The sequence below is a fragment of the Stenotrophomonas maltophilia genome (genome assembly GCF_047782825.1).
In the GTDB taxonomy this organism is placed as follows: Bacteria; Pseudomonadota; Gammaproteobacteria; order Xanthomonadales; family Xanthomonadaceae; genus Stenotrophomonas.
This window is the reverse complement of sequence record NZ_CP180589.1, coordinates 1,164,302-1,185,800: the sequence shown is the minus strand read 5'-3', so window position 1 is coordinate 1,185,800 and position 21,499 is coordinate 1,164,302. Positions and strand designations below refer to the sequence as shown.

Annotated in this window: 19 protein-coding genes; 18 read left to right on the top strand and 1 reads right to left on the bottom strand. The window is 64.5% G+C overall.

What is annotated here, in order from left to right; all coding sequences use genetic code 11:
- Positions 1-48 precede the first annotated feature (48 nt).
- The 17 genes from ACM2ZB_RS05380 (at position 49) to ACM2ZB_RS05300 (ending at position 19,094) form a co-directional block, all read left to right on the top strand.
- Complete coding sequence (locus tag ACM2ZB_RS05380; protein ID WP_416057748.1) at positions 49-1,515, top strand: phage portal protein; 1,467 nt, start codon at positions 49-51, stop codon at positions 1,513-1,515.
- A complete protein-coding gene (locus ACM2ZB_RS05375) occupies positions 1,512-3,824 on the top strand; it encodes a ClpP-like prohead protease/major capsid protein fusion protein (protein ID WP_416057747.1) in 2,313 nt (770 codons plus the stop codon). The genes ACM2ZB_RS05380 and ACM2ZB_RS05375 overlap by 4 nt, the downstream gene beginning before the upstream one ends.
- A gap of 82 nt (positions 3,825-3,906) precedes the next feature.
- Positions 3,907-4,266, top strand: coding sequence for a DUF2190 family protein (locus ACM2ZB_RS05370; protein ID WP_159095502.1), 360 nt, complete (start codon positions 3,907-3,909; stop codon positions 4,264-4,266).
- A 78-nt stretch (positions 4,267-4,344) separates the two neighbouring features.
- Complete coding sequence (locus tag ACM2ZB_RS05365) at positions 4,345-4,776, top strand: structural protein P5 (protein ID WP_416057746.1); 432 nt, start codon at positions 4,345-4,347, stop codon at positions 4,774-4,776.
- Positions 4,776-5,117 carry a hypothetical protein gene (locus tag ACM2ZB_RS05360; protein ID WP_416057745.1) on the top strand — a complete coding sequence of 114 codons (342 nt, stop codon included), beginning with the start codon at positions 4,776-4,778 and terminating at the stop codon, positions 5,115-5,117. Before ACM2ZB_RS05365 ends, ACM2ZB_RS05360 begins: the two co-directional genes overlap by 1 nt.
- Positions 5,114-5,605, top strand: a complete 492-nt coding sequence (locus ACM2ZB_RS05355; RefSeq protein WP_416057744.1) for an endopeptidase — start codon at positions 5,114-5,116, stop codon at positions 5,603-5,605. Before ACM2ZB_RS05360 ends, ACM2ZB_RS05355 begins: the two co-directional genes overlap by 4 nt.
- A complete protein-coding gene (locus ACM2ZB_RS05350) occupies positions 5,602-5,946 on the top strand; it encodes a hypothetical protein (RefSeq protein ID WP_416057743.1) in 345 nt (114 codons plus the stop codon). Before ACM2ZB_RS05355 ends, ACM2ZB_RS05350 begins: the two co-directional genes overlap by 4 nt.
- On the top strand, positions 5,939-6,421 hold the full coding sequence (locus ACM2ZB_RS05345) for a hypothetical protein (RefSeq protein WP_416057742.1): 483 nt from the start codon (positions 5,939-5,941) through the stop codon (positions 6,419-6,421). Before ACM2ZB_RS05350 ends, ACM2ZB_RS05345 begins: the two co-directional genes overlap by 8 nt.
- A gap of 10 nt (positions 6,422-6,431) precedes the next feature.
- Entirely contained in the window at positions 6,432-7,229 is a 798-nt protein-coding gene (locus tag ACM2ZB_RS05340) for a hypothetical protein (protein ID WP_416057741.1), read from the top strand.
- A gap of 71 nt (positions 7,230-7,300) precedes the next feature.
- Positions 7,301-7,951: a hypothetical protein gene (locus ACM2ZB_RS05335; protein WP_416057740.1), complete on the top strand. Its 651-nt coding sequence runs from the start codon at positions 7,301-7,303 to the stop codon at positions 7,949-7,951.
- Positions 7,944-11,696: a Laminin subunit alpha-2 gene (locus tag ACM2ZB_RS05330; protein WP_416057739.1), complete on the top strand. Its 3,753-nt coding sequence runs from the start codon at positions 7,944-7,946 to the stop codon at positions 11,694-11,696. Before ACM2ZB_RS05335 ends, ACM2ZB_RS05330 begins: the two co-directional genes overlap by 8 nt.
- Positions 11,693-12,109, top strand: a complete 417-nt coding sequence (locus tag ACM2ZB_RS05325; protein WP_416057738.1) for a hypothetical protein — start codon at positions 11,693-11,695, stop codon at positions 12,107-12,109. Before ACM2ZB_RS05330 ends, ACM2ZB_RS05325 begins: the two co-directional genes overlap by 4 nt.
- A 3-nt stretch (positions 12,110-12,112) precedes the next feature.
- Positions 12,113-15,718 carry a hypothetical protein gene (locus tag ACM2ZB_RS05320; RefSeq protein WP_416057737.1) on the top strand — a complete coding sequence of 1,202 codons (3,606 nt, stop codon included), beginning with the start codon at positions 12,113-12,115 and terminating at the stop codon, positions 15,716-15,718.
- Positions 15,715-16,749 (top strand): hypothetical protein, encoded by a 1,035-nt coding sequence (locus ACM2ZB_RS05315; protein ID WP_416057736.1) that lies wholly within the window; start codon positions 15,715-15,717, stop codon positions 16,747-16,749. Before ACM2ZB_RS05320 ends, ACM2ZB_RS05315 begins: the two co-directional genes overlap by 4 nt.
- A complete protein-coding gene (locus ACM2ZB_RS05310) occupies positions 16,746-17,063 on the top strand; it encodes a hypothetical protein (RefSeq protein ID WP_416057735.1) in 318 nt (105 codons plus the stop codon). Before ACM2ZB_RS05315 ends, ACM2ZB_RS05310 begins: the two co-directional genes overlap by 4 nt.
- A gap of 716 nt (positions 17,064-17,779) precedes the next feature.
- On the top strand, positions 17,780-18,871 hold the full coding sequence (locus ACM2ZB_RS05305; RefSeq protein ID WP_416057734.1) for a hypothetical protein: 1,092 nt from the start codon (positions 17,780-17,782) through the stop codon (positions 18,869-18,871).
- On the top strand, positions 18,861-19,094 hold the full coding sequence (locus ACM2ZB_RS05300; protein WP_416057733.1) for a hypothetical protein: 234 nt from the start codon (positions 18,861-18,863) through the stop codon (positions 19,092-19,094). The genes ACM2ZB_RS05305 and ACM2ZB_RS05300 overlap by 11 nt, the downstream gene beginning before the upstream one ends.
- On the opposite strand, the gene ACM2ZB_RS05295 is transcribed toward ACM2ZB_RS05300, so the two are convergent.
- Positions 19,091-20,251 carry a TIR domain-containing protein gene (locus tag ACM2ZB_RS05295; RefSeq protein ID WP_416057732.1) on the bottom strand — a complete coding sequence of 387 codons (1,161 nt, stop codon included), beginning with the start codon at positions 20,249-20,251 and terminating at the stop codon, positions 19,091-19,093. The genes ACM2ZB_RS05300 and ACM2ZB_RS05295 overlap by 4 nt on opposite strands.
- Positions 20,252-20,516: 265 nt before the next feature.
- Between ACM2ZB_RS05295 and ACM2ZB_RS05290 the strand changes: the two genes are divergently transcribed.
- Positions 20,517-20,951 (top strand): BLUF domain-containing protein, encoded by a 435-nt coding sequence (locus ACM2ZB_RS05290; protein ID WP_416057731.1) that lies wholly within the window; start codon positions 20,517-20,519, stop codon positions 20,949-20,951.
- Positions 20,952-21,499 lie beyond the last annotated feature (548 nt).

Sequence of the window (21,499 nt, the reverse complement as noted above, 5' to 3'; positions counted from 1 at the left end):
GACCGTGCGATTGCTGCCTTAGCGCCCAGCTGGGGTGCGAAGCGCGCAATGGCGCGTGCGCGCATTGCGGCTTACCGCAGCGCCTACGACGGTGCCACGCCCAGCCGCCTGCGAGAGGCGGCGCGTGAATTTGGCTCCGGCAACACGGCGGTGGCCAGCGGTGCGACCCGCATCCGCACCCAAGCGCGGCACCTCGACCGTAACCACGACATCGTGGTGAACGGCTTCAACCAGATGGTCCAGAACGTGATCGGGCGCGATGGCATCGGCATCGAGCCACAGCCGCGCGACGCGAACGGGAACATCGTGGAATCCCTGGTCGATCAGATCACCCCGCTGCTGCGGGACTTCTGGAAGCGCCCCGAGGTCACCTGGTGCCATGACTTCGGCGCGGCGCAGCGCCTGATGACCCGGACCCTGTTCCGCGACGGAGAGGTGCTGTACCAGGATCTGATCGGGCCGGTGCCATATCTCGACCATGGCACCGTTGTGCCCTACAGCATTGAGATGATGGAGCCTGATCTTCTGCCGATGGATCTGAACGATCCCGGCCGGAACATCCTGCAGGGCGTGGAGCGAAACGCCTGGAATCGCCCCATCGCGTATCACCTGTACAAACAGCATCCCGGCGACCCGAACGCGGTCATGCCGGAAGTGAAGCGCGTGAGCGCTGACTTCGTTCACCACGCCAAGATGGTGGATCGCATCGGCCAGGTGCGCGGTGTCAGCCTGCTGGCGTCTGTGCTGACTCGCTTGGATGACCTGAAGGACTACGAGGAATCCGAGCGCGTCGCCGCCAAGATCGCGGCCAGCATGGCTGCCTTCATCATCAAGGGTGATGCGCAGAGCTACGGCGAGAACGAGACGGTACCGGAACGCAGGACCATGCGCTTCCAGCCGGGCATGGTGTTCGATGATCTGGTGAAGGGTGAGAGCGTCGGCACCGTCGACACCAATCGACCCAACCCTAATCTGGAAACCTACCGCAATGGGCAGCTGCGCGCTGTAGCCGGCGGTATGCGGGTGTCGTTCTCGTCGCTGTCGAAGAACTACAACGGCACCTATTCCGCTCAGCGGCAGGAGCTGGTTGAGCAGTACGGAGCATATGGCGTTCTGGCCTATGAGGTGATTTCGCAGATCGTTCGGCCGATCTACGAGCGCTTCGTCCGGGCTGCAATTGCCTCCGGCGAGCTGGTCGTTCCGAGCGGCGTCTCGATGACCACGATCACCAATGCGATGTACATGCCGCCGGTAATGCCGTGGATCAACCCGGTCCATGAGGCGACTGGCCTTCGCATGATGATCCGCGCCGGCATTCGCTCGCTCACGTCGGTCATCAGCGAGCGCGGTGGGCGCATGTACGACACGCTGGAAGAGATCCGTAACGAACGTAAGTGGGCGCGTGACCTGGGAATCACCCTGGACAGCGATCCGGGCCAGGTGAGTGACGCCGGCGTGGCCCAGGCCAACTCTGATGGCAGTTCCATTCCAACCACTTCTGAGGACGTGCAATGAATCACCTGACCCGCAACGTCATGGCAGCGGCGCTCGGCGCCGTCCTGGCTGCGACCTTCGCATTCGACGCAAGCGACATCGAGGCGCTGCAGCCGGAGGCGAAGGGCAAATCGATCCTCGCGCTGAACACCACCAGCGGCGGTGAAGCCGAGCTGCTGATCTACGGTCCAATCGGCGACTACTTCTGGGGTGAGGGCGTCACTGCTGCCAGCGTGGTCGAGCAGCTGGCCGGCACCACTGCGAGCGTGATCAACGTTCGCATCAACTCAGATGGCGGCGTGGTCACCGATGGGCTGGCCATCTACAACGCGCTGAAACAGCACCCGGCGACGATCAACGTCACCGTGGATGGTGTTGCAGCCAGCATCGCCAGCCTGATCGCCATGGCTGGCAGTTCCCGCCGCATGCATGAGAACACGATGCTGATGCTGCACGGCCCGCAGGGCGGTGGCTGGGGCTTCGCTGGTGACCTGCGCGAACGGGCTGATCAGATCGACGTGTACGGGCGCCAGATGCTGGTGACGTACTCCGGGCGCGCCACGAACCCGGCCGACATCGAGACGATGTTGACCGATCGCAAGGATCACTGGCTTACCGCAGCCGAGGCGCTGGCGCTGGGCCTGATCAGCGAAGTCATTCCCGACGTGCAGCCCGAGCCTGCGGACTCCATCGCGGCAGCAGCGCTGCTGTCCTATGTGAGCGCGATCTCCGGGACGGAGGGCGCCGTGCACGCCCTGCTGCGCAAGCACATCCAGGCAACCACCACCGCTTCAGCCTTCGCCTCGCTCCGCGAGGTCCACCAGCGGGCCGTTGTGGCCCACCTTGAGGAAACCAGCATGAAACAGCAGTGCCAACTGATCATGGCGCAGGCGGGCACCGCTCCGGCTGCACCGGCCCCCGCCGCCCCGGCGCCGGCCGCACCCTCCACTCCGGCTCCGCCGGTCGCAGCAGCTCCTGTTGCTGCTGCCCCGCTGGCCGCGGGCGCGACGGTCGAGCAGGTGATGGCGGCCATCTCGGCTCGCAACGCCGCCATCCGTACCGTTTTCGCAGGTTTCCGTGAGGTCAGCGGCGTCCAGGCGCTGGAGGCCGAGTGCCTGGCCGATGCAGCGATCACCGAGGACGTCGCTCGCGGCAAGCTGCTGGCGAGGCTGGCGGCCGGCGGGCAGCCGCTGGCCGGCAACTTCAGCTCCAGCATCACTGACGTGGTTCCGGAGGAAGACAACCAGCGCCGCGCCCAGGTCAATGCGCTGCTCGCCCGTGCCGGCGTGCTGACTGGTGCTGAGGCCGAGACTGCCCGCAACGGGAACCCCTACACGCACACCACGCTGATGGCGCTGGCCGAGCGCTCCCTGATCCAAGCCGGCGTGAACACCCGTGGCATGGACCGTGAACAGATGGCTCGCCGCGTTCTGGCTGTGCAGACCACCAGCGACTTCCCTGTTCTGCTGGAGAACGTGCTGCACCGGGTGCTGGTTGGCGCCTACAACCTGCAGCAGTTCACCTGGACCCGCTTCTGCGCGACCGGCACGCTGTCCGACTACCGTCCGCACAGCCGCTACCACCTGTCCTCGTTCTCCGACCTGAAGCCCGTCAATGAAGCCGGCGAGTATGAGAACGGCGTGCTGGGTGATGGCGAGGCCGAGACCATCAAGGGCGCCCGCAAGGGCCGCATCCTGCAGATCACCCCGGAAGTGCTGGTGAACGATGACCTCGGCGCTTTCGTGCGCATCACCACGGCGCTGGGTCAGGCCGCAGGCCGCACGATTGAAAAGGATGTCTACGACGTTCTGAAGCAGAACGGCGGTCTGGGCCCGGTCATGAAGGACGGCAATACCCTGTTCCACGCAAAGCACGGCAACATCACCGACGGTGCTGCCGTCTCGGTCGATTCCTTCGACGCGATGCGCCAGATGATGGCGCTGCAGAAGGATCCGGGTGGCAACGACTACCTGGACATCTCGCTGTCTCGCTTCCTGGGCACGGTGGCCATGCACGGCCGCGCGACCCTGGTGAACGACAGCCAGTACAACCCGGACGTGACCGGCCGGTTCCAAGTCAACAACACCTCGCGCGCAACCTTCAGCGACATCATCACCTCGCCGCGCTTGGGTACCGGCAAGGGCTGGTACGGCTTCGCCGATCCGAGCGTGGAGCCGGTGATCGAAGTCGCCTTCCTCAATGGTGTGCAGACGCCGGTGCTGGAGCAGGAGACCAACTTCCGCACTGATGGCCTCAGCTGGAAGGTCGTCCACAAGTACGGCGTGGGTGCGGTGGGCTGGCGCGGCGCAGCCTACAACCCGGGCGAGTAACCGCCTACCTGGCTGCGGCATTCGTGCCGCAGCCCCGGGCTCCTACTTCATTCATGCAAGACGCCAACTGAGGACCATCGTCATGGCGAAGAACTACAAGTTTCCGGGTGCGGTGATCGATATCGTCGCGGCCTCCGCTCTGGTCAGCGGCCAGGCATCCATCGTCGGCCAGCTGTTGGCCGTCGCGCTGGTGGATATCCCCGCCGGCAGCAAGGGGAGCGCCCAGATCGAAGGTGTGTTCGAACTGCCGAAGCTCGCCAGCGCCAACATTGCTGCAGGCGCGGGCCTGACCTGGGATGCCCAGGGCGGGCAGCTGATCGTGGCCGGCGCCGATGCTGGCGACCTGGAGAACTGCGCGGTGGCTATCGCTGTCGCTGGCAGCGGCACTGCAACCGTGCTCGCCAAGCTGACCCCGGGCTCCGGTTCGGTGAAGTCGGCGTAAGTCACGGCCGGCACCGCTCACAGACGCCCGGGTGGCGTGAGCGGTGCCGGTTCTTCCACAGCGACAACGGGGGATCGCATGGGCACCACCAGCACGCCGCGCGGCGTACGCAACAACAATCCTGGCAACATCGACCGCACGCGCACGCCGTGGCAGGGCGAGGACCGCTCTGCGGCCGCCATCGCCCGCGAGCAGCGCTTCTGCGTGTTCCTGACCCCGCAGGCGGGGTTTCGCGCACTGGCGAGAACCCTGCTCACCTACCAGCGCAAGCACGGCCTGCGCACGGTGAAGGAGATCATCGGGCGCTGGGCCCCGCCGGTGGAGAACAACACCGGTGCCTACGTCCAGCAGGTAGCGGCGGCGGTGGGCGTAGCGCCATCGGAAGTCATTCGCCTGGACAACGCGGTCACCCTGAGCCGTCTGGCTACCGCCATCGCCAAGCACGAGAACGGGGGCATGTACTGGTCCGCGGCTGTGATCGACGCCGGCGTTGCAGAGGCGCTCAGCTGATGGTTGGCGGCGGCATCACCGCCACGGGGCCGTGGTGGGCGGCGGGCAGCGTCGTAGCGATGTGGCTTCTTCGCGAGACCTGGACCGCGTTCCTGTCGCGTAGAAAGGAGCGCACGGAGACCGACGCCAACGTGGATCTGATCAAGGGTCTGTCCGAGCGCATCGGGTTCCTGGAACAGCGCGTTTCCGCTCAGGACGAACGGCTGCAGGCAGAGATGCAGATGCGCCTCAAGGCCCAGGAAGATGCCAGTGCGCTGCGGATTCGCGTTCGGCAGCTCGAATCCACGCTCCGTGGCTTGGGTGCGGTTATTCCGCCCGAAGACCCGGCGGTGTCCGCATGATCCGCGCTCTGGTCGTCGCCATCCTTCTGCTGCTGGGCGTCATCGTCTGGCAGCGCGGATCGGTCTCCAACGCTCTTCGTGCGGCCGAACAGGCCGCTTCCAGCCGTGACGCCATGGAAGGTGAGCGGGACGCTGCCCGCGCTGAGGCTGATGCCGTGGCCGAGACCCTGAAGGCCGAGCGCGGCAGCGCGGCCGCAGCGAACACCCTGGCCTCCAAATACGAAAAGGAGAAGAACGATGCACAGAAGGCATCTGATCGCCTCGTCGCTGATCTTCGCGCTGGCAACAAGCGCCTGCACCAGCGTTGGCAAGCATCCGTCGCCACCGCAGAGCTGTCCGCGGCCGCCGCTGCCGCCGGCCAGCCTGATGGTCGAGCCGACGACCGAATCGAAAGTGCGGGCCGAGCTGTTGGCGCCGCCGCCCAGTGCGACGCCCAGGTGAGGGCGTTGCAGGACTATGCGCGGCTTTGCTCGGGAGGCCAGAAGTGAGCGAGGTCGACTTCCTGCGGGATCTGGACGCATCCCTGCATGCCGCCTTCGCTGTGGCCGGCATGGCCTCAGTGGGCACCCATACGGCAAAGAAGAACGGTGCGGTGACCCCGAACGTGCGGATCTACGTCGACCGTGACGTGGAAACCATCGGCGAGCTCCGCCAGTTCGTTGCTGGTCGCGTCGAGATCGGATACCTGCGTGCGGATGTCGAGCCGGAGCAGGGAGACCGCCTGGAAGTTGGCGAGGCCGGGAAAGGCCTCGGCGTGGAGGTGTTCGTCAATGCCAGGAAGCTCAGCGATGACGGCTCGCGTAGCCGGTGGCTGGTGACCCGTGGTTGATGTGTCCGAGCCGTTGTCCTGGCAGCTGGTGGAGTTCCTGCGGGGGCGCGTGGAAATGATCAGGGTCAGTGCTGGATTCCGCACCGATATCGGCGCGGGCCTGATCGTCGTTGACGATACCGAGGTGGATGACGACACCGAGAGCCCGGCCACCGTGATCTCGGTCAGGCAGCTGTCGCGCAGTGGTAGCGGCAAAGCCCTGGTCAGCTCGGACGCTGCGATCACCATCGAGTTCGAAGTCCCCCGGGCGAGCAACTTCGCCAACCCGCGGCTGCTGGTGCATCGCGCCAGGCACGACCTGATTCGCGTGCTGACCTTCAACGACAAAATCCTGCCGAACGGCATTACCACCTTCGAGCTGCTTGATACCCAGATGGCATCCCTGGAAGACGACGCAGGGCATTCCGCCGTCGTCGCTCAGATCACCGCGCGGGCTGGTCTGACCGAGACCTTCGAGCCCGTCCCCAACCCGTAGGAGCAACACCATGGCACAGCCCAAGATTCGCAAATTCGCAGGCGACCTGCGCTTCTGGGAGCACGGCGCCAACGGCGCCCGCATTCCTGTGATCCCCGAGCCGGCCGACAAGTTCGGCAACCAGCCGCTGGAACAGTCGTCGCTGACGTTCAGCTATGAAGCCGGCGACTCCGTGGAGATCAAGAGCAAGCGCCGTGATTCGCGCTATCAGCAGATCATCCACAAGGACTCCAACCCTGGTGTCACCAGCGCGTCCATCACCGCGCTGGAAGTGCCGACCGCCATCCTGGCCCGCATGCTGTATGGCACCCTGGTGTCCACCCAGGTCGCCGCCGGTACTGCCACCGACGTGTCCGTGGCCGTGGGCAGCGTGGACACGCCGGTCAAGCTGCCGCACAACTTCCTGCTGGCCGACACCCCGCCGGTCTTCAAGCAGGGCGCCGACGACCTGGTGGAAGGCGCTGATTACACCCTTGATCGCGTGCATGGCTTGCTGATCCCGAAGCCCGGTGGCGAGCTCAAGGTGGGCATCGTGGTGGGCAACTACAAGTACGACGCCTACCTGGAAACCGCCACCAGCGGCGGCACCACGCCCAGCAAGTCCTTCCAGATCCTGGGCGACATGCAGGACCGCATCAGCGGTGACGAAGGCCTGCTGACGATCCCGAACATCGACCTGACCGTGGACGGCGACGTGGACTGGTTCAGCGACGAACCCATCCAAGTGACCCTCACCGGTCCGGTGATCTTCCAGGCCGGCGAGAACGACCTGTACACCTTCAAGATCGCCGAGCAGTCCGCCGGCTGACGGCAGGGTCGACTCCAGAAGGGGGAGGGCGCCAGCACGGCGCCCTCCCGGTTCCACACAGGGAGGGCCCAGTGGCGTCCAATCGCAACAACAACCTGCTCAAGTTCTACGTCAGCGGGCGCCGTGCGAAGGGCCTGCATGGCCTGACCAACCTGGCCGGCGACGTTCTGAACCGCTATGACCTGTCGGTGCAGCGAGCCTTCATTGGCCTGCAGCGCCGGGCGGGGCCGGCGACCACCCAAGAGGTGCGGGCGTCCTACAACATCCGCGCCTCGGCGCTGCGAGGGAAGTATCGCGTAGAGACCGGTGAGCGTGGCTACTCGACCGGAAAGCGCGGCAAGGACGATTTCCTTTCGATCTGGGCCAGCACTCGCCAGATCTCGCTGCTGGAATTCGGGGGGCGTTGGGCGGGCCGGCGCTCCAAAGGCGCGACGGCCAGCATCGGCCTGGGCGAGTCCAAGACCTACGACGGCGCCTTCATCGCCACGATCAAGGGGCGCCGAGCCATTCGCGTACGGTCGTGGGACCGTGCAAAGCAAAGGCGTGCGGGGCGCGGCCCTGTGCGGATTCTGCGGGGGCCGAGCCCGTTCGAGATGCTCTCCGGTGCCGATGGCAACAGCCGTGCAATCGCGGCACGCAGTCGCCTGATCGAGCGTTTCCACACCACCTATACGACTGAACTGCGCCGCCAGTGGCGCATCAATGGAAACGGCAATGGCTGATCGGCTGGAAGAAGCAATCCGCGTCGTCATCGAGACCCAGGGCCGCGAAGGCGTTGACGACCTGCGCGCCGCCTTCGGCGAGCTGGGGGACGCATCGGTCGAGACCGCGGGCAAAGCCTCCAAGCTGCTCGAATCGCTGGTGGACCTGAATGCAACCGCAGGCAAGGCGGATGCCTTCGAGGGCATGTTGGATGAGCTGGGCAAGCTGGAGAGCGAGTTCGGCGCCAATCAGGCGGCTGCGCTTGCGCTGAGCCTGAGCATCGGAGAAATGGAGAAGCCCTCCCGCGAGGTGCTGGCCGCGCAGCGGGAGCTGAGGAAGGAAGGCGAGCGGCTCAAGAAGGCGCTGAACGAGCAGTGGGAGGCCGTCGCCAAGGCCGATGGCGAGCTGGGCTCGTTGGGTGTCAACACGGCCCACCTGGCCGATGAGCAGCAGCGCCTCCGCGTGGAGGCGTCGCGCAGTGCGGCGGCGCTGAACGAGCAGGCCCGCGCAGCCGCTGCTGAAGCCGAGGCGGGCAAGCGCCGCAAGCAGCAGATCTCCGAGGCGGAGGATGCTTTCCGCAGGCAGGCCGTCACCAGCCAGAAGGCGGCCAAGTCGCTGGCTGACTATCGCGACCGAGCCTCCGACGCGGCGGCCGGCAGCGGCGATCTTGCTTCGGCCACCGAGAGCACCGTCAGCTGGTTCGGGAAGTTGAAGGCCGTGGCTGCCGGCGCCATTGCATTCGTCGGGTTGAACCGCGTTGTCGATGGCATCAGGGCCATCGTGAAAGAGGGCAGTGATGCCGAGCAGGAGCTGGGCCAACTGGAGGCAGCGCTGCAGGCCACTGGCCGAACCAGCGAGTTCACCGCTGAGAGCCTGGCTGCAATGCGCAGGCAGCTGCAGAGCGGGCTTTTTGACGATGGGCAGATCAGCGCTGCCCAGGTGCGCCTGCTGTCCTACACGAACATCGTCGGCGAGCAGTTCCCGGCAGCCATGCAGATCACCATCGACCAGGCCCAGCGCCTGGGCATGTCGCTGGAACAGTCCGCTGAGGTTGTCGGCAAGGCTCTGCAGACCCCGTCGAAGGCGATGGAGAGCCTGAGCAAGCAGGGCTTCACGCTGGATGACAGCCAAAAGGCCCTGATCAAGCAGCTGGAGGCGACCGGCCAGGTGGCCAAGGCCCAGGCAATCATTCTGGATCTGCTGGCCGAGTCCTACGGTGGTGCCGCCGCGGCGGCCAAGGTCGGGACCATCGCCGGCCTGTGGAAGACCGCCACTGACCGCTTTAAGGACTGGAAGCAGGAGGTCGCCGACCAGGGCGTGCTCGCCTACTTCAAGGATCAGTTGACCACGCTGCTGACCACGCTGGACCGACTGGCCGCTGATGGCAGCCTGTCTCGCTGGGCCAAGCAGACCGCGCAGGCCATCATCACGATGGCCGAGGCGGTCAAGGGCACCACCCAATGGGTGGTGGACCACGTCAGGGTGATCGGTCTGATGGCTGCGGCCTATGCGCAGTTCAAGATCGTGGGCGCGCTGCTGCAGCTCAACGCCTGGCGTGCGTCGTTGATTGCGACGACCAATGCGCAGCTGGCCAACAATGCTGCCGTCGCCAGCGGCAGCCGCGGTCTGGGGCGCTTCGGCGGACTGCTGCGAGGCTTGCCCAAAGTGGTGCCGATCACCGTAGCGGTGCTGGGCTTGGAGGCCGCCATGGGTGGCCTGGACGTCCTCAAGACGGTTGCCCAGGACATCTGGCGCCAGCATGACCCTGCGCTCAAGCGTGCCGGCGAGGCGCAGCGCGCCTACATCAACCAGGTGCGTGATTCGGCGACCGAGCTTCGCCGCCAGGCGGTCTCGTTCTTCGACTATCGTGATGTGGTCATCAAAACGACCGATGAAGTCGCGCGGTTGGGTGAGGCCGAGCGCCAGGCCTACGAGAAGCGCTTGGCAGGGCTTGAGCGCTATCTGACCGCACAGGAGGGCTATCTGCTCATGGAGCAGAAGTCTGGGCTGGCTACCGCAGAGCAGCTGCAGCAGCTGGGCCAGGTGACCCAGCGTCTGCTGGACGTGTCGACCGGATTCGCATCGCTGACCCGCGGTGCCCGCGAGGCGGCCGATGGGCTCAGGAATGGGATCGGCGGCGCGGCGCAGCAGGTGGTCGGGCAGCTGCAGGGGATCGAAGGCAACGCCAAGCTGGCAACCGAATCCATCGGAAAGCTGTTCGCTGGACTCAACTTCGTGGACGCCGGCAGTCTGGAGGCCGTGGGTGCAGCGCTGGGCTACGTGGCCACCCAGGGGGGCGCGGCTGAGAAGAATGTTCGTGAGGGGCTGCTCGAGGCCCTGCGCCGCCTCTCGGGCGAAGAGCTGGCGCGGTTCCAGGCATCAGCCCAGTCGGCCTTCGAGGCGCTGCCCAACGGCGCAGTCGATGCCGCGGCGGTGCTGGAAACCACGCTGCTGGCCGCACTGGAGAAACTGAACGTTTCGGCCGACCGCATGGGCTTCCGCTTCACGGGGGCTGGGCGTGACGCCATTGCCGCGTTCGGCGCCGTTGCCGAGAGCGCGGTGGCCACCGGCACCCAGATCGAGGCGGCATTCAAGGCTGCGCTGGGCAAGGTCTCCACGCTGGATGAGGCGCGGACCCTGGGCTCGCTGCTGGAGGCGGCGGGCAACCAGGGCAAGATCGGCTTCGACGCTGCCGGCCGCTCAGCTGCAGCCCTGAACGCACGACTGCGCGACATGCAGGCGGCGCTGAACCCACTGGCAGACGACTTCGCCAAGCTGGGCATTCAGTCCCAGGAGTCGCTGAACGCCGCACGCGATTCGGCCAAGGCGGCATTCGAATCCATCCAGCGCGGTGCATCGCAGGGAAAGGCCAGCATCGAGGATGTGCGCCGGGCGTTCCGGGCGTACTCGGATGCGGCCCAGGCCGCCGTGGCGGACAGCGACAGCTGGCGCCAAGCCCAGGTGCAGTCCCAGCTGCAGGTACAAGGGCAGATCCTGCAGACCGGTCAGAACTTCAAGGGAATGGGGGCCGCCGGCCAGACGGCGATGCAGCAGGTTGAGGGCGGGGCACTGGCCGGTCGCGCGGCGATCATCCAGATGACCCAGGGCGTGTCCACTGCCACTGGCGAGGTGGGAGCACTGGGCGACCGTGCCGAGCAGACCGGAAGCCAGTTCAGGAGCGCCGGCCAGGCCGCCCAGTCGATGGCCTTCGGCATCGGAGAGATCTCCGAAGCGGCCAAGGACGCGATGCACAACCTGGGCAACGTGAATCCGTTGCAGAACTTTGCCAATGCCCTCAACCGCCTCAGTGGCCAGCGTAAGCAGCTGGCGGAGCTGAGGCAGGAACTGGAAGAGACAGGCAAGGCACAGGATGGTTTCCTGGAGTCGGCCCGGGAGGACCTCAAGCAACGATTCGACTTCATCGGCGAGGGCGAGCTCAACGAGGTTGCGCAGCTGCAGGCCGGCATTGCACGCCAACGTGCAGAGCAGGACGCGGCCGCGCAGAAGGCCGCCCAGGACCGCCTCAAAGCCGTCCAAGCCGAGGCCGAGGCGCAGGCTCAGGTGGACCGGGCACGTATCGGCGCAGGCGGGGGCAAAGAGGAGGTGTTGGTGATCGACTGGCGCGCGCCCAGCAAAGAAGTGATGGCCGCCGCCACCGCTGATGAAAAGCAGTTCGCTGAGCGCATCGTCGGCCTGGTCGCGCCAGCGGTGTTGCGCAAGGTGGAACAGAGCAGGGCTGTATCGGTGCGTGGGAGACGGCCATGACGCGCATCACGCTCGCCGGCATTGAGCTTCCGGCCGATTTGCAGTGGACCGACGAATTCACCGGTTGGCAGGTGGGCCAGCAGGTCCGCACCACACTTACCGGGGCGCTGGTTGTGCAGGAGTCCAAACGCCAGGCAGGCCGCCCGATCACGCTGCAGAGCACGCGTGATGGCAACGCCTGGGTCGGCGTGGTGCCACTGCCTGTTCTGCGTGCGCTGCAGTTGAGCGAATCGACGTTGCAGCTGGCGCCCTTGGAGCTGGTACTGCCGGCGCACAACGGCGGCGAGCGGACATTTCAGGTGCGCTGGCGCCGGACGGAAGGCGCTGCGATTGAGGCAGATCCTCTGCGGTTCGCCACGCCAGCCCTCGACCAGGACTACTTCTCCATCACCCTTCGCCTCATGACGGTCTAAACAATGACGATCCTCGCAACTGACATCAAAATGCGGCAGTCGCAGCGCCTCACCGACAATCCTGACGGCGGTGGCCGCATGGTCCAGGCCGAGATCATCGATGGCGCGATGAACAACCTGTTCCCGGACATCGGCGATGAAGAGCGGACCACGGGCCGCTCCACACTGCGCAAAATGTTCGTCCACGTGGATACTCCGGGGCCGGATGTGCTCAAGGATGCCATCGCGGTGCTGATCGATCCACCGGCGGATCCGCGCGTCACCGTGACCATGTTCGCGACCGGTTCGTACAGCGACGTGCGCGTGGACGCAAAGAATCGGGTTGAGAGCTACATCACCCGCGGCACTGAATCGCGCTTCATCCTGCTGGGCGATCATTTCATCGGACAGATGACCATCCAGGTCTACACGACCAAGGATGCCCCTAGCCCGGACATCAATGACAACCTGAGCCTGCTGACGCTCGCATCGTCCGGCAAAGATCCGGGCGAGCAGTACGTGCGCGTGAAAAGCGTGCTGTCCAGGACCACCCGGAGCTTCACCGACGACCAGGGGGCGTTCGAGCGCGACGTGCTGGTGATCGAGCTGGTGAATGCCTTGCTGCTGAACTTCTACGGTCAGGAGGTGATCCGGTACTCGGCGACCAAGCCTGCAACTCGCGTGTATGAGACCAACGTGGTCGACGCGAACAGCTACCACAGCGTGAAGCGGCTGACCGCCGCCGGCAAGCCAGGTGACCTTTCCGTGCAGATCGATTCGCCATACGTGCCTATCGTTCCCACATCCACGGCTGAGACCCCGGTCAGCGACGTGCTGGCCGGCATGGGGACGCTGAGCCACGTTCCCTCCGGACCGGCCAACAGCCTGGGCCTGAGCTTCAACAGCCCGTTCACCGCCGGCGTTCCCGTCACCCGATTCTTCGGTACCGGCATGGCCGTGGGCAGCGTGAAGGTGCTTGTGGGTAGCGTCGAGCTGAGCGATGACGGCTCGGGCGGTCTGGCCTCGGTGGCCGTCACCCCGTGGAGCGGGGCCGTGGACTACCAGTCGGGTGTGGTGTCGATTTCGCACGCGACCGGCGCCGGCAGTACCAGCGTGAGCATTACAGCCACGCCGGCCGGGACCATCGCGATGCAGGGGTTCACCGACGAAACATCGGTGACCCAGAACAATCAAGGCATGGTCTGGCTGTCCCAGCTTGAACCGCTGCCGGCCCCGGGCACTGTGGTTGTGGATTACCGCGCCCTGGGGCGCTGGTATCGGCTCACCGACAATGGCCGGGGCCAGCTGGTGGGCAAGCCCGGGCAAGGCGGCGGCACGATCAACTACATCACCGGTGCCCTGGTGTTGACCACGGGGGCCCTGCCGGACCTGGGCAGCAGCGTGATCAAGGCGTGGGGCACGTCCATCATCGCGGAGGCTCGCACGGGGGATGCGAGCATCCAGGCGCCTGCGCTGCACTTCCTGCTGGGCCAGGCCGCAGCGGTGCCGGGTAGCGTTCGCCTGACCCTGCGCGTGGGCGGCGGCGACGTTGAGGTGGTCGACAACGGAGTGGGTGGGCTGCTCATTGCCGGCCAGCTCCGCGGAACGATCTCCTATTCAACCGGTGAATGCACGCTGCGGTTGGAGACGCTGCCGGACGCGAACAGTCAGGGGGCTGTCACCTACGATTGGGGCGAGCCGCTGAACGCAGCCCCCCAGCCGGTGCCGGACGGCAATGGCGTGGTCTCCTTTGTCCTGCCACAGGGTCCGGTGCGCCCGGGCTCGCTGATGCTGGACTGGGTGATCAGCGTGATGCGTGACGCCTTCGACCTGACGTCCGCGCCCCAGGCCATGCGCGTGATCGCCAAGGATGACGGGAATGGCAACGTGGTGGCCCTTTCGGTGGGCGATGCGACCTCCACCACGGTTCTGGGATCGATCAACTACAACACCGCCGCGGTCACCCTGCAGGCGGGCAAGTTCATGGTCCACCAGGTGTCCTACCCCAAGTATGAAGTGCGCTCGGGCAGGCTCAAGGTTGTCGGGTATGACCGCGTGGATGTGCTGGCGCAATTCTCCGCCGGCACCATCGTCTCTGTCGGCTGGATGCTGGCCGGCGCAACCACGCAGCCGGCGGAAGAGACCTTCCAGCTGCCGCCCGTGATGCTGCAGCTGACCCCCACCATCAGCGACAGCATCGTCCCGGGGAGCGTTCGCTTCACCTTCCGCGGCCGCACGTACGTGGACCGCAGTGGCGGGGTGTATCACACGGTGGACCCGCTGACCGGTGCGGGCGTTTACGCCGGCACCATCGACTACACCTCAGGCGTGGTCAACCTGGTCCAGTGGCTGGCTGGCGGCGCCAATGGCGTGCAGGTGCAGTCGCTGCTGACGCGCATTGCGGACCCGGGCGTGGCAAACAGCTTCTTCCGTGCACCTGGCTCGCCGCTGCGGCCGGGTATGTTCACCCTGCGTGCCAACCGGCTCGACGGCGAGCTGATTACCGGTACCGCTGACATCAACGGCACCATTTCCGGCGCGCAGATGCGCGGATCGGTTGACTGGGTGAGCGGCGTTGCCAAGGTCCAGTTCGGCCAGTTGGTACCGGTGGCGGGCAATGAGGGGCAGCCGTGGTTTGACCCGGACCAGGTGGAGGGTGACCAGGTGTGGCGCCCAGCGCTGGTGCTGGCAGGGTCGATCTACATGGGCGCGGTGGTCTACCGATCCATTCCGCTTTCCGAGGTCGTGATCGGCCTGTCGTCGGTTCGCCTGCCCAGCGATGGGCGCGCGCCGGCGTTCAAGGCCGGTCAGACGGTGCTGATCCACCACACTGCCAAGCACAGCATCAACACGCCTCAGGCAGGGCAAGTGGTCGCGTTCGGCCGCAACCGGGTCGCGGGCGTGGAAGTACGCGATGCGGACGGCAAGCCGGTCGAAAGCGCCTGGTACACGGTCGATATGGACGCGGGAAGCCTGACGTTCAGTGATCCTCTCAACCTGGCCGCGTACACGTTGCCGATCATCATCAGTGAGCGCGTTGAAGACCGCCGGTTGGTTGTGCAACCTCAGATCACCGGTGAGATCGAGATCAATACGGGCCTCACCCATGACTATCCCCTTGGGGAGGCGATGATCAGCACCGCACTTCGTCTGGGCGAGGCCAATGGCTCGCTCGACCTGCAGGCGCGTGTGGAGAGCCTTTTCGACCAGGCGGCGTGGACCGGGGTCTGGAGCAATGCCCCGATTGGCAGCGCGGCGCCGGGCACCTACAACGACACCGACTACCCGCTGGAGGTGACCAACAGCGACGCCATTACCGAGCGTTGGGCGATCCGCTTTACCAGCGCTACAAACTTCGAGGTGATTGGTGAGACGGTCGGGGTGATCGCCACCGGCAGTACCACGACTGATCTGGCCCCCCTCAATCCCCGCACGGTCAGGCCGTACTTCCGTGCGCTGGCAAGCGGTTGGGGCGCGGGCTGGTCAACCAACAACGTGGTGCGGTTCAACACAATCGGCGGCCTGGCGCCGGTGTGGATGGTTCGCACGACCCTACCCGGTACGCCGGAGGGGGCGACTGATTCCACCCGATTGATGGTGGTTGGCAACGTGGCTGGAGGTGCCCAGTGAGCTTGATTCCTACCGTCTACCGCAGTACGGATCCGGGTGCGCCCGTGCTGAACGGCCAGGCCGGATCATTGATCGCGCTGCTGCATGCGGTCCTGGTCACCGGCTACGGAACCGGGCAGACCACTAAGCCTGGTGCTGGCTGGACCCGCCCTTACTCCAATGCGGGCGTGCATGTGTACCGGAACAGCGTCGTCAACGGATCCGGCGCCTATCTGCGCGTTCGCGACGATGCCTCCGCAGAGACGTTGAACACCGGCCGCCTTGCTCAGGCTTGGGCCTACAGCGCAATGAGCGACATCGATACGGGCGTGAACCCGACACCGAACCCGGCCATGCAGCAAGGTGGCTCGTTGATCGCAAAGTCACCAGATACGACCTCGGGTGCTCGCGCTTGGATGGTGGTTGCCACCGACATCGGCTTCTACCTGTTCACCGCGTGGGGGCAGTGGAACAACGCCATGGGAGCCTACTACTACGGTGACATCATCAGCTCGGTTTCCGGCGATGCCTTTCCCTTCGTCACGTTTGGCTCGAGCAATCTCAGTAGCTTCAGCGGCGGCTGGGGCGATGAGGTGTGCAGTCTCTTCTTCGCCTCGCCTCTTGAATTCATCGTCGACGGGACAAGCCAGCGCGCATCGTCTTACATCCCTGGAGGCTTTGTGATGCGGAGCTACAGCGACGGGCAGGGTAAGTCTGGGCGGATCGCGACCTGCGGTGTGTCGGCTGCCACGAGTTCGGGAACCTATCGGTCGTATGGCTCCGGTGCATATCGCGCTGGCCCGGACCCGGTCCATGGCGGCTTCAACTACATCGAGGCGATGCTGCGCGAAGCACCGCATGCGGTCCGGGGAAAGCTGCCGGGCGTCCTGGTGCCGCTGCATGCTCGGCCGCACCCCGTCAACAGCATAGTCCAGTACATCGAGGGCATTGGTCTGGGCCAGTGGCTGGTGGTCAACTACAACGTGGCCGAGCCCGACACGGCAGACCGAGACGGGCAGGTTCTCTTCCGACTGGATGCGCCCTGGAAATGATCTACGGCACTCTCTTCCGAGACTGGGCACTGCATGGTGGCGATGGATACCTTGGGGGCAACCCGCCCTCTGGTGACGATGATGGCCGCGCCAAAATTCTCAACGAGCCAAAGCGTGTGCTGGTACAGGTCTACACCATGCATGACGCTGCGCACCTTGTTTATGTGGGGTCCGTGCTCAGCGGGCACGATGGCACCTGGCGACTGAGCGGCATCGACCGGTCCAAGCGCTATCGGGTCATCGGCGTCGACTTGGCCGGCAGCGTTAACTCCGCTATCCAGGACTGGATAGTGCCCGCGCAGCTGGGCACGTGATGGCGCGGGGTTCGGGCGAATTTACCGGGCTCAACCTCGGTTCCAGATTCCAGGGAAGTGGCGGCTTCCTGCCGCTCAACCTGGGTGTCGACTGGGACGAAACCCCGGTCGAGCCGGTAGTTCGCGGGCTCACTACAGCTGCGAGCCTTCGGTGGGGCGAAGCCGGAGCGACGCGGTCGCTTGTTGCTGTCGGCTGGGATACGGCGCCCATTGTTCGGGTCCAGAAACTCGTTCCTTGGGGTGGGACGAAGCGCCTTGATTTTCAGGGCGTTGTGGCATGGGGGATGGCGCCCCACCTGCAGGGCTGGCTGGGCCTGCGCTGGGGTAAGAGTGCTGGCACTGCGGCCAGCACATCTCTCCGATGGCATAGCCTGCCTCGCTTGGCCCAGTCGCTGTCGGTTGATTGGTCCTCATTGCTTCGGGCACTGAGTGCTGGCGCGGACGTCTCGTGGTCCCATGGCGTGGCCACCTATGTGGGGGCCGCACTGTCATGGCGCGGCAAGCCGAGCCGGGTCGGGGGCGTTTGGGGGGGGCGCTGGGTAAACCAGAGACAGGCCAGGCGCATGGCGCGCCTTCCGTGGGGTAGTGCGCGGCCGCTGCCGTGGGGCGTTCGCCCTCCCATCAAGCCAGATCCCGAGCCGGATCCCGAGCCCCAGTTTCCTCCAGGGCATTCGGTCCCGCTCAACCTCGGTTGCGCGACGGTTCGGGCACTTGGTTTGGCGCCGCTCAACCTTGGAACCTCGGCGTGCTACCTGGTGCGCCCCCAACGTAGGACCTATGTCGTGATCAACGCTGTTTCCTTCGTCCGCCTGCCGGATCGGACTCCGATTGAAGTGACCCGCCTGTCGCTCAGTTCCAGTCGCAGTGCCTGGGGCTGGACCTTCGATATCGAGCTGGCCGATCCGGGCCAGCTGGATCTGCTCAAGCCTACGGTGGCTGGGCCCAGGCAGTTTGAGATCAACCTCAACGGTTACTTGTGGACGGGCATCATCGAGAGCTTCCAGAAACAGCGGGAGTTCAATGGGGGTGGGGTGCGCCTGACTGGTCGTTCCCGTACCGCGCTGCTCGCCGCGCCGTACGCACCGGCCAGGGTGAAGGCTACGACCGACGACCGCAGCATGGCGCAGCTGGTGGCCGAAGAGCTGGCCGATACCGGGTTTACCAGCCAGTACGACACGGTCGACTGGAATGTTCCCGGTGGCGCGTGGTTCTACGACGCCAGCACGCCGCTGGACGCGATCAGTGCGTTGGCCGAGGCCAGTGGCGGTGTGGTGCAGTCAGATCCTGCTGCGCTGGCGTTGCGCGTCCGCGCGGCGTACCCGGTCAGCCCTTGGTTGTGGCGCGACACGCAGCCCGTCCACGTGCTGCAGGAGGACATCGTGCTTACCGAAAGCCTGCAGATGCGCAGTGCGCCGCTGTACGACGCCGTCGTGGTAACGGGCGAGCTGGCCGGCAAGGGCGTCACCTGCAGGGTCCGTAAGGCGGGGGAAGAAGGGCGCCTGTACGCTCCGCAGGTCAGCAGCCCTCTGATCACGGTGCCGGCAGCTGGTGCCGAGCGCGGCCGGAACATCCTGTGTGATCGCGGTGAGCAGGCCGGCGTGGAGCTGACGGTCCCGTTGTTTGCCAAGCCGTTGCGCCCTGGCGAGATCGGCCTGGTTCTGCCGCTGGACCTGGTCGAGGTATCCAGTGGCGAGGGGAACTGGCACGGGCAGTGCGAATCGCTGCGCATCGAGGTTGCCGTGGATGCGCAGGCCGTCGTGATCGAGCAAACCGCCACCCTGGAGAGGCACTACACCGATGCGGACTGACCTGTGGGATCAATTTGGCGACCTGGTAGGCGGCAGCCCGCGGCTGCTTGCGACCGTCACGGCGCACAACAGTGATGGCACCAGCACGCTCACCACCTATGACGGCGTGCAGATGCGCGCCTTCGGGCAGCTGCCGCAGGCGGTTCCCTACAACGTGTGGGTACGTGGAGGAAGGCTCATTGAAGCTGCGCCCAGTCTCCAGCTACACGAGTTAACAGTTTAATCTTCTGTAGTACAGGCGTCCATCACCTTTAGAAGATCCTTAAATGACTCGATCTTTCTAAGCTCGAACTTGGGTATAAAAACGTCCCAGAATCCCATTACATAAGGAGCGACTTGGTACGGGGGGAAGTTGACTGAAATGCCTTTAGGGCTAACAGTGAAGGCTTCAAAGTTGCGCCAATGAGGGCCCGCTCCCTCTTGGAACCATCGGAGAGCATCTTCGTCCGCCTCGTCGTTGGTCTTTTCCCAGAATTGCGCAATAAGGCCATTCACGCAGAGATCGGACAGCTTTGCAAGCGCTGTTTCGTCGCTGCGAGTTATGGACTCGAGTGTGAACTTCGAAAGTGATTCGTGTGCGACAAGAAAGTTCATCGACTCGGAGTATCCGTTTCCGTGAGCTGCTCCAGAGCTGTAAGAGTAGATGTGATCCTGGCAGCTTATTATCGGGATGCAAGCGCTGACGATCTCAATACGGGACTGTCTGGAGCTTCCTAGGGCCCATTCCGGCGCATCCCACTCGTAGAGAGGATCTTCGCGACAATTAATCCTCTCAACGGCCGCGCGTCCTGCAAAGTATTCGCTAAGCTCTCTCGCTAGCTTCGGGTGGCTTGTGCTGCTTACTGCTGGGTACTCAAACGTATTTTCGTAACCAAATTTGCCAGGCAAGGAGTCGGTGGTCGCCTGATAGCGGATTGAGAATGGTCCTATTCTCTTGCTCTCATGAGTTGGAATTCCTCGGTCGATTGCGGCAATGCGCAGTGATGTTGCGATTCGGGATCGAGCGTCGTCGCGGTGCATGTCAATGAACTGAATCCTTCCACTGATTCGCTCAGGCGGCTCACAGTCATCGATCCTCACTGGTATTATGTAAATGTCAGTGGGGAGAAGGTTGTCGAGTTTGTCTATCGCTTTGGCTGCCTCTCGCTGAACCAAGCCGCGCTTGTTAACGCTGGATTTGCTAAGAACAATTACCACAACATCGGCGGCTTTGAGGTTGCGATCAATTTCCCCTTCCCATTGCTGCCCTGGAAGTATGTCTTGGTCGAACCATGGGGAATGGCCCTCGGCGTCTATCTGATCTCTAATTGACTGAGCGAAGGATCGGTCTTCACTCGCGTAGCTGATAAAGACTTTCAATTTTCTTTCTTGCTCAGTCATGGTTAGCCTGCTGGTGGGCGCTCTTGGCGTGCTCAATCTTAGCTGACTACATTTTAGTCTGCCACGACTCGCGGCCCTCTTGAAGGTGAGCCGGTAGTTCTCGGGTGGCGGCCTCCTCGCGCCACCAATGATGAATTTCCTTCTCAGCTCTCCCTGCCAAATTCAGGGAGAGGGCAAGGGAAGTTGGTGCCCAAGCTTCGTTTCCTACACACTCGGAACACTTGCGAAATGCGTAGACTGCGCCCTGAACTTAAGGTCGTCCGCCATGCCCAAGTGCGCTGTTGTTTTTGTCAGTTCTGCTGTTGAGGACGTGGATCCAGAGCGGCTGTCCGATGTGATGGCGGCAGGTGCCGCATTTAACCAGGCTTGCGACTCGCATGCGGTGGTGTGCTTCGATGGAAGCCGGTTTCTCACCTATCTGGAGGGATCCGCCAGCTCGGTAGCCGCGACGTTCGTCTATGTTGAGTCGGTGGCCATCCACTCGGAGCTTGTGGAGCTGGCTCGCGGGCCTATCCAGCAGCTGCGATTTTCGGATCAACCACTGCACTTCATGAGGGTGTCTACCCCCCAATTGAAGTCCCTGGTCCTTGCTGACTGGAAGAACTTCTCCCAACGCCTGAAAGGCCAGTTCGAGCCAGAAACTGGGCTTGAGCGGCTGGCCGATCTGGTGGCGCAGCATTGTGAGCCTGCCGTGGGCTGACCTGATCGAGTGTTCGGAGGGAAGTTCCCGTGGCCTCGCAGCGGGTGTATAAGCTGTAAGCAGCAGTAGAGGCGAGGTCGATGCGCTTTGAGTTCACGCATACCCACATTTACCCCGGAGCAACCGCCAGCCTGTCTGGCGGCCTACCAGAGAGTGACGTTGATACCACCTGTTTGGTGGAGCTCAGCGACGGGGTAGTTCTCTCAACCACGTGCTCGGTGAGAGGTGATGAGGTGCTGCTTTCGATGCCCGAATACCTGACTGCGCGTGGCGCAAAAATCCCCGAGAAGACGTGGTGGCTCCGCAAGGATCTTGAGACCGGAGCTTGGCGGGCAAAGTCCCGGGTTGGCGCCTAGTAGCTTGCCCATTCCAGTGTATAGCCCGCCGTCACCCGGCGGGGGCTATCCTGTGCCGCCCGGCTGCGCCGAGATCCCCCATGCAGACTATCCAAGACTGGACATTCAACTCCCGGGGCAGAACTGTCACGGCCAGGGTCGAGACGGATGGCAAGGGAGGTGGAACGATCACGCGCTTTGAGGCTCGGCCCG

What these genes read in the sequence shown, in the direction of transcription:
- ACM2ZB_RS05300 (WP_416057733.1), top strand. Translation starts at nt 18,861, where the DNA reads ATGCGGACTGACCTGTGGGATCAATTTGGCGACCTGGTAGGCGGCAGC.
- ACM2ZB_RS05295 (WP_416057732.1), bottom strand. Translation starts at nt 20,251, where the DNA reads ATGACTGAGCAAGAAAGAAAATTGAAAGTCTTTATCAGCTACGCGAGT.
- ACM2ZB_RS05360 (WP_416057745.1), top strand. Translation starts at nt 4,776, where the DNA reads ATGGTTGGCGGCGGCATCACCGCCACGGGGCCGTGGTGGGCGGCGGGC.
- ACM2ZB_RS05365 (WP_416057746.1), top strand. Translation starts at nt 4,345, where the DNA reads ATGGGCACCACCAGCACGCCGCGCGGCGTACGCAACAACAATCCTGGC.
- ACM2ZB_RS05340 (WP_416057741.1), top strand. Translation starts at nt 6,432, where the DNA reads ATGGCACAGCCCAAGATTCGCAAATTCGCAGGCGACCTGCGCTTCTGG.
- ACM2ZB_RS05320 (WP_416057737.1), top strand. Translation starts at nt 12,113, where the DNA reads ATGACGATCCTCGCAACTGACATCAAAATGCGGCAGTCGCAGCGCCTC.
- ACM2ZB_RS05330 (WP_416057739.1), top strand. Translation starts at nt 7,944, where the DNA reads ATGGCTGATCGGCTGGAAGAAGCAATCCGCGTCGTCATCGAGACCCAG.
- ACM2ZB_RS05380 (WP_416057748.1), top strand. Translation starts at nt 49, where the DNA reads ATGGCGCGTGCGCGCATTGCGGCTTACCGCAGCGCCTACGACGGTGCC.
- ACM2ZB_RS05290 (WP_416057731.1), top strand. Translation starts at nt 20,517, where the DNA reads ATGCCCAAGTGCGCTGTTGTTTTTGTCAGTTCTGCTGTTGAGGACGTG.
- ACM2ZB_RS05310 (WP_416057735.1), top strand. Translation starts at nt 16,746, where the DNA reads ATGATCTACGGCACTCTCTTCCGAGACTGGGCACTGCATGGTGGCGAT.
- ACM2ZB_RS05375 (WP_416057747.1), top strand. Translation starts at nt 1,512, where the DNA reads ATGAATCACCTGACCCGCAACGTCATGGCAGCGGCGCTCGGCGCCGTC.
- ACM2ZB_RS05325 (WP_416057738.1), top strand. Translation starts at nt 11,693, where the DNA reads ATGACGCGCATCACGCTCGCCGGCATTGAGCTTCCGGCCGATTTGCAG.
- ACM2ZB_RS05355 (WP_416057744.1), top strand. Translation starts at nt 5,114, where the DNA reads ATGATCCGCGCTCTGGTCGTCGCCATCCTTCTGCTGCTGGGCGTCATC.
- ACM2ZB_RS05370 (WP_159095502.1), top strand. Translation starts at nt 3,907, where the DNA reads ATGGCGAAGAACTACAAGTTTCCGGGTGCGGTGATCGATATCGTCGCG.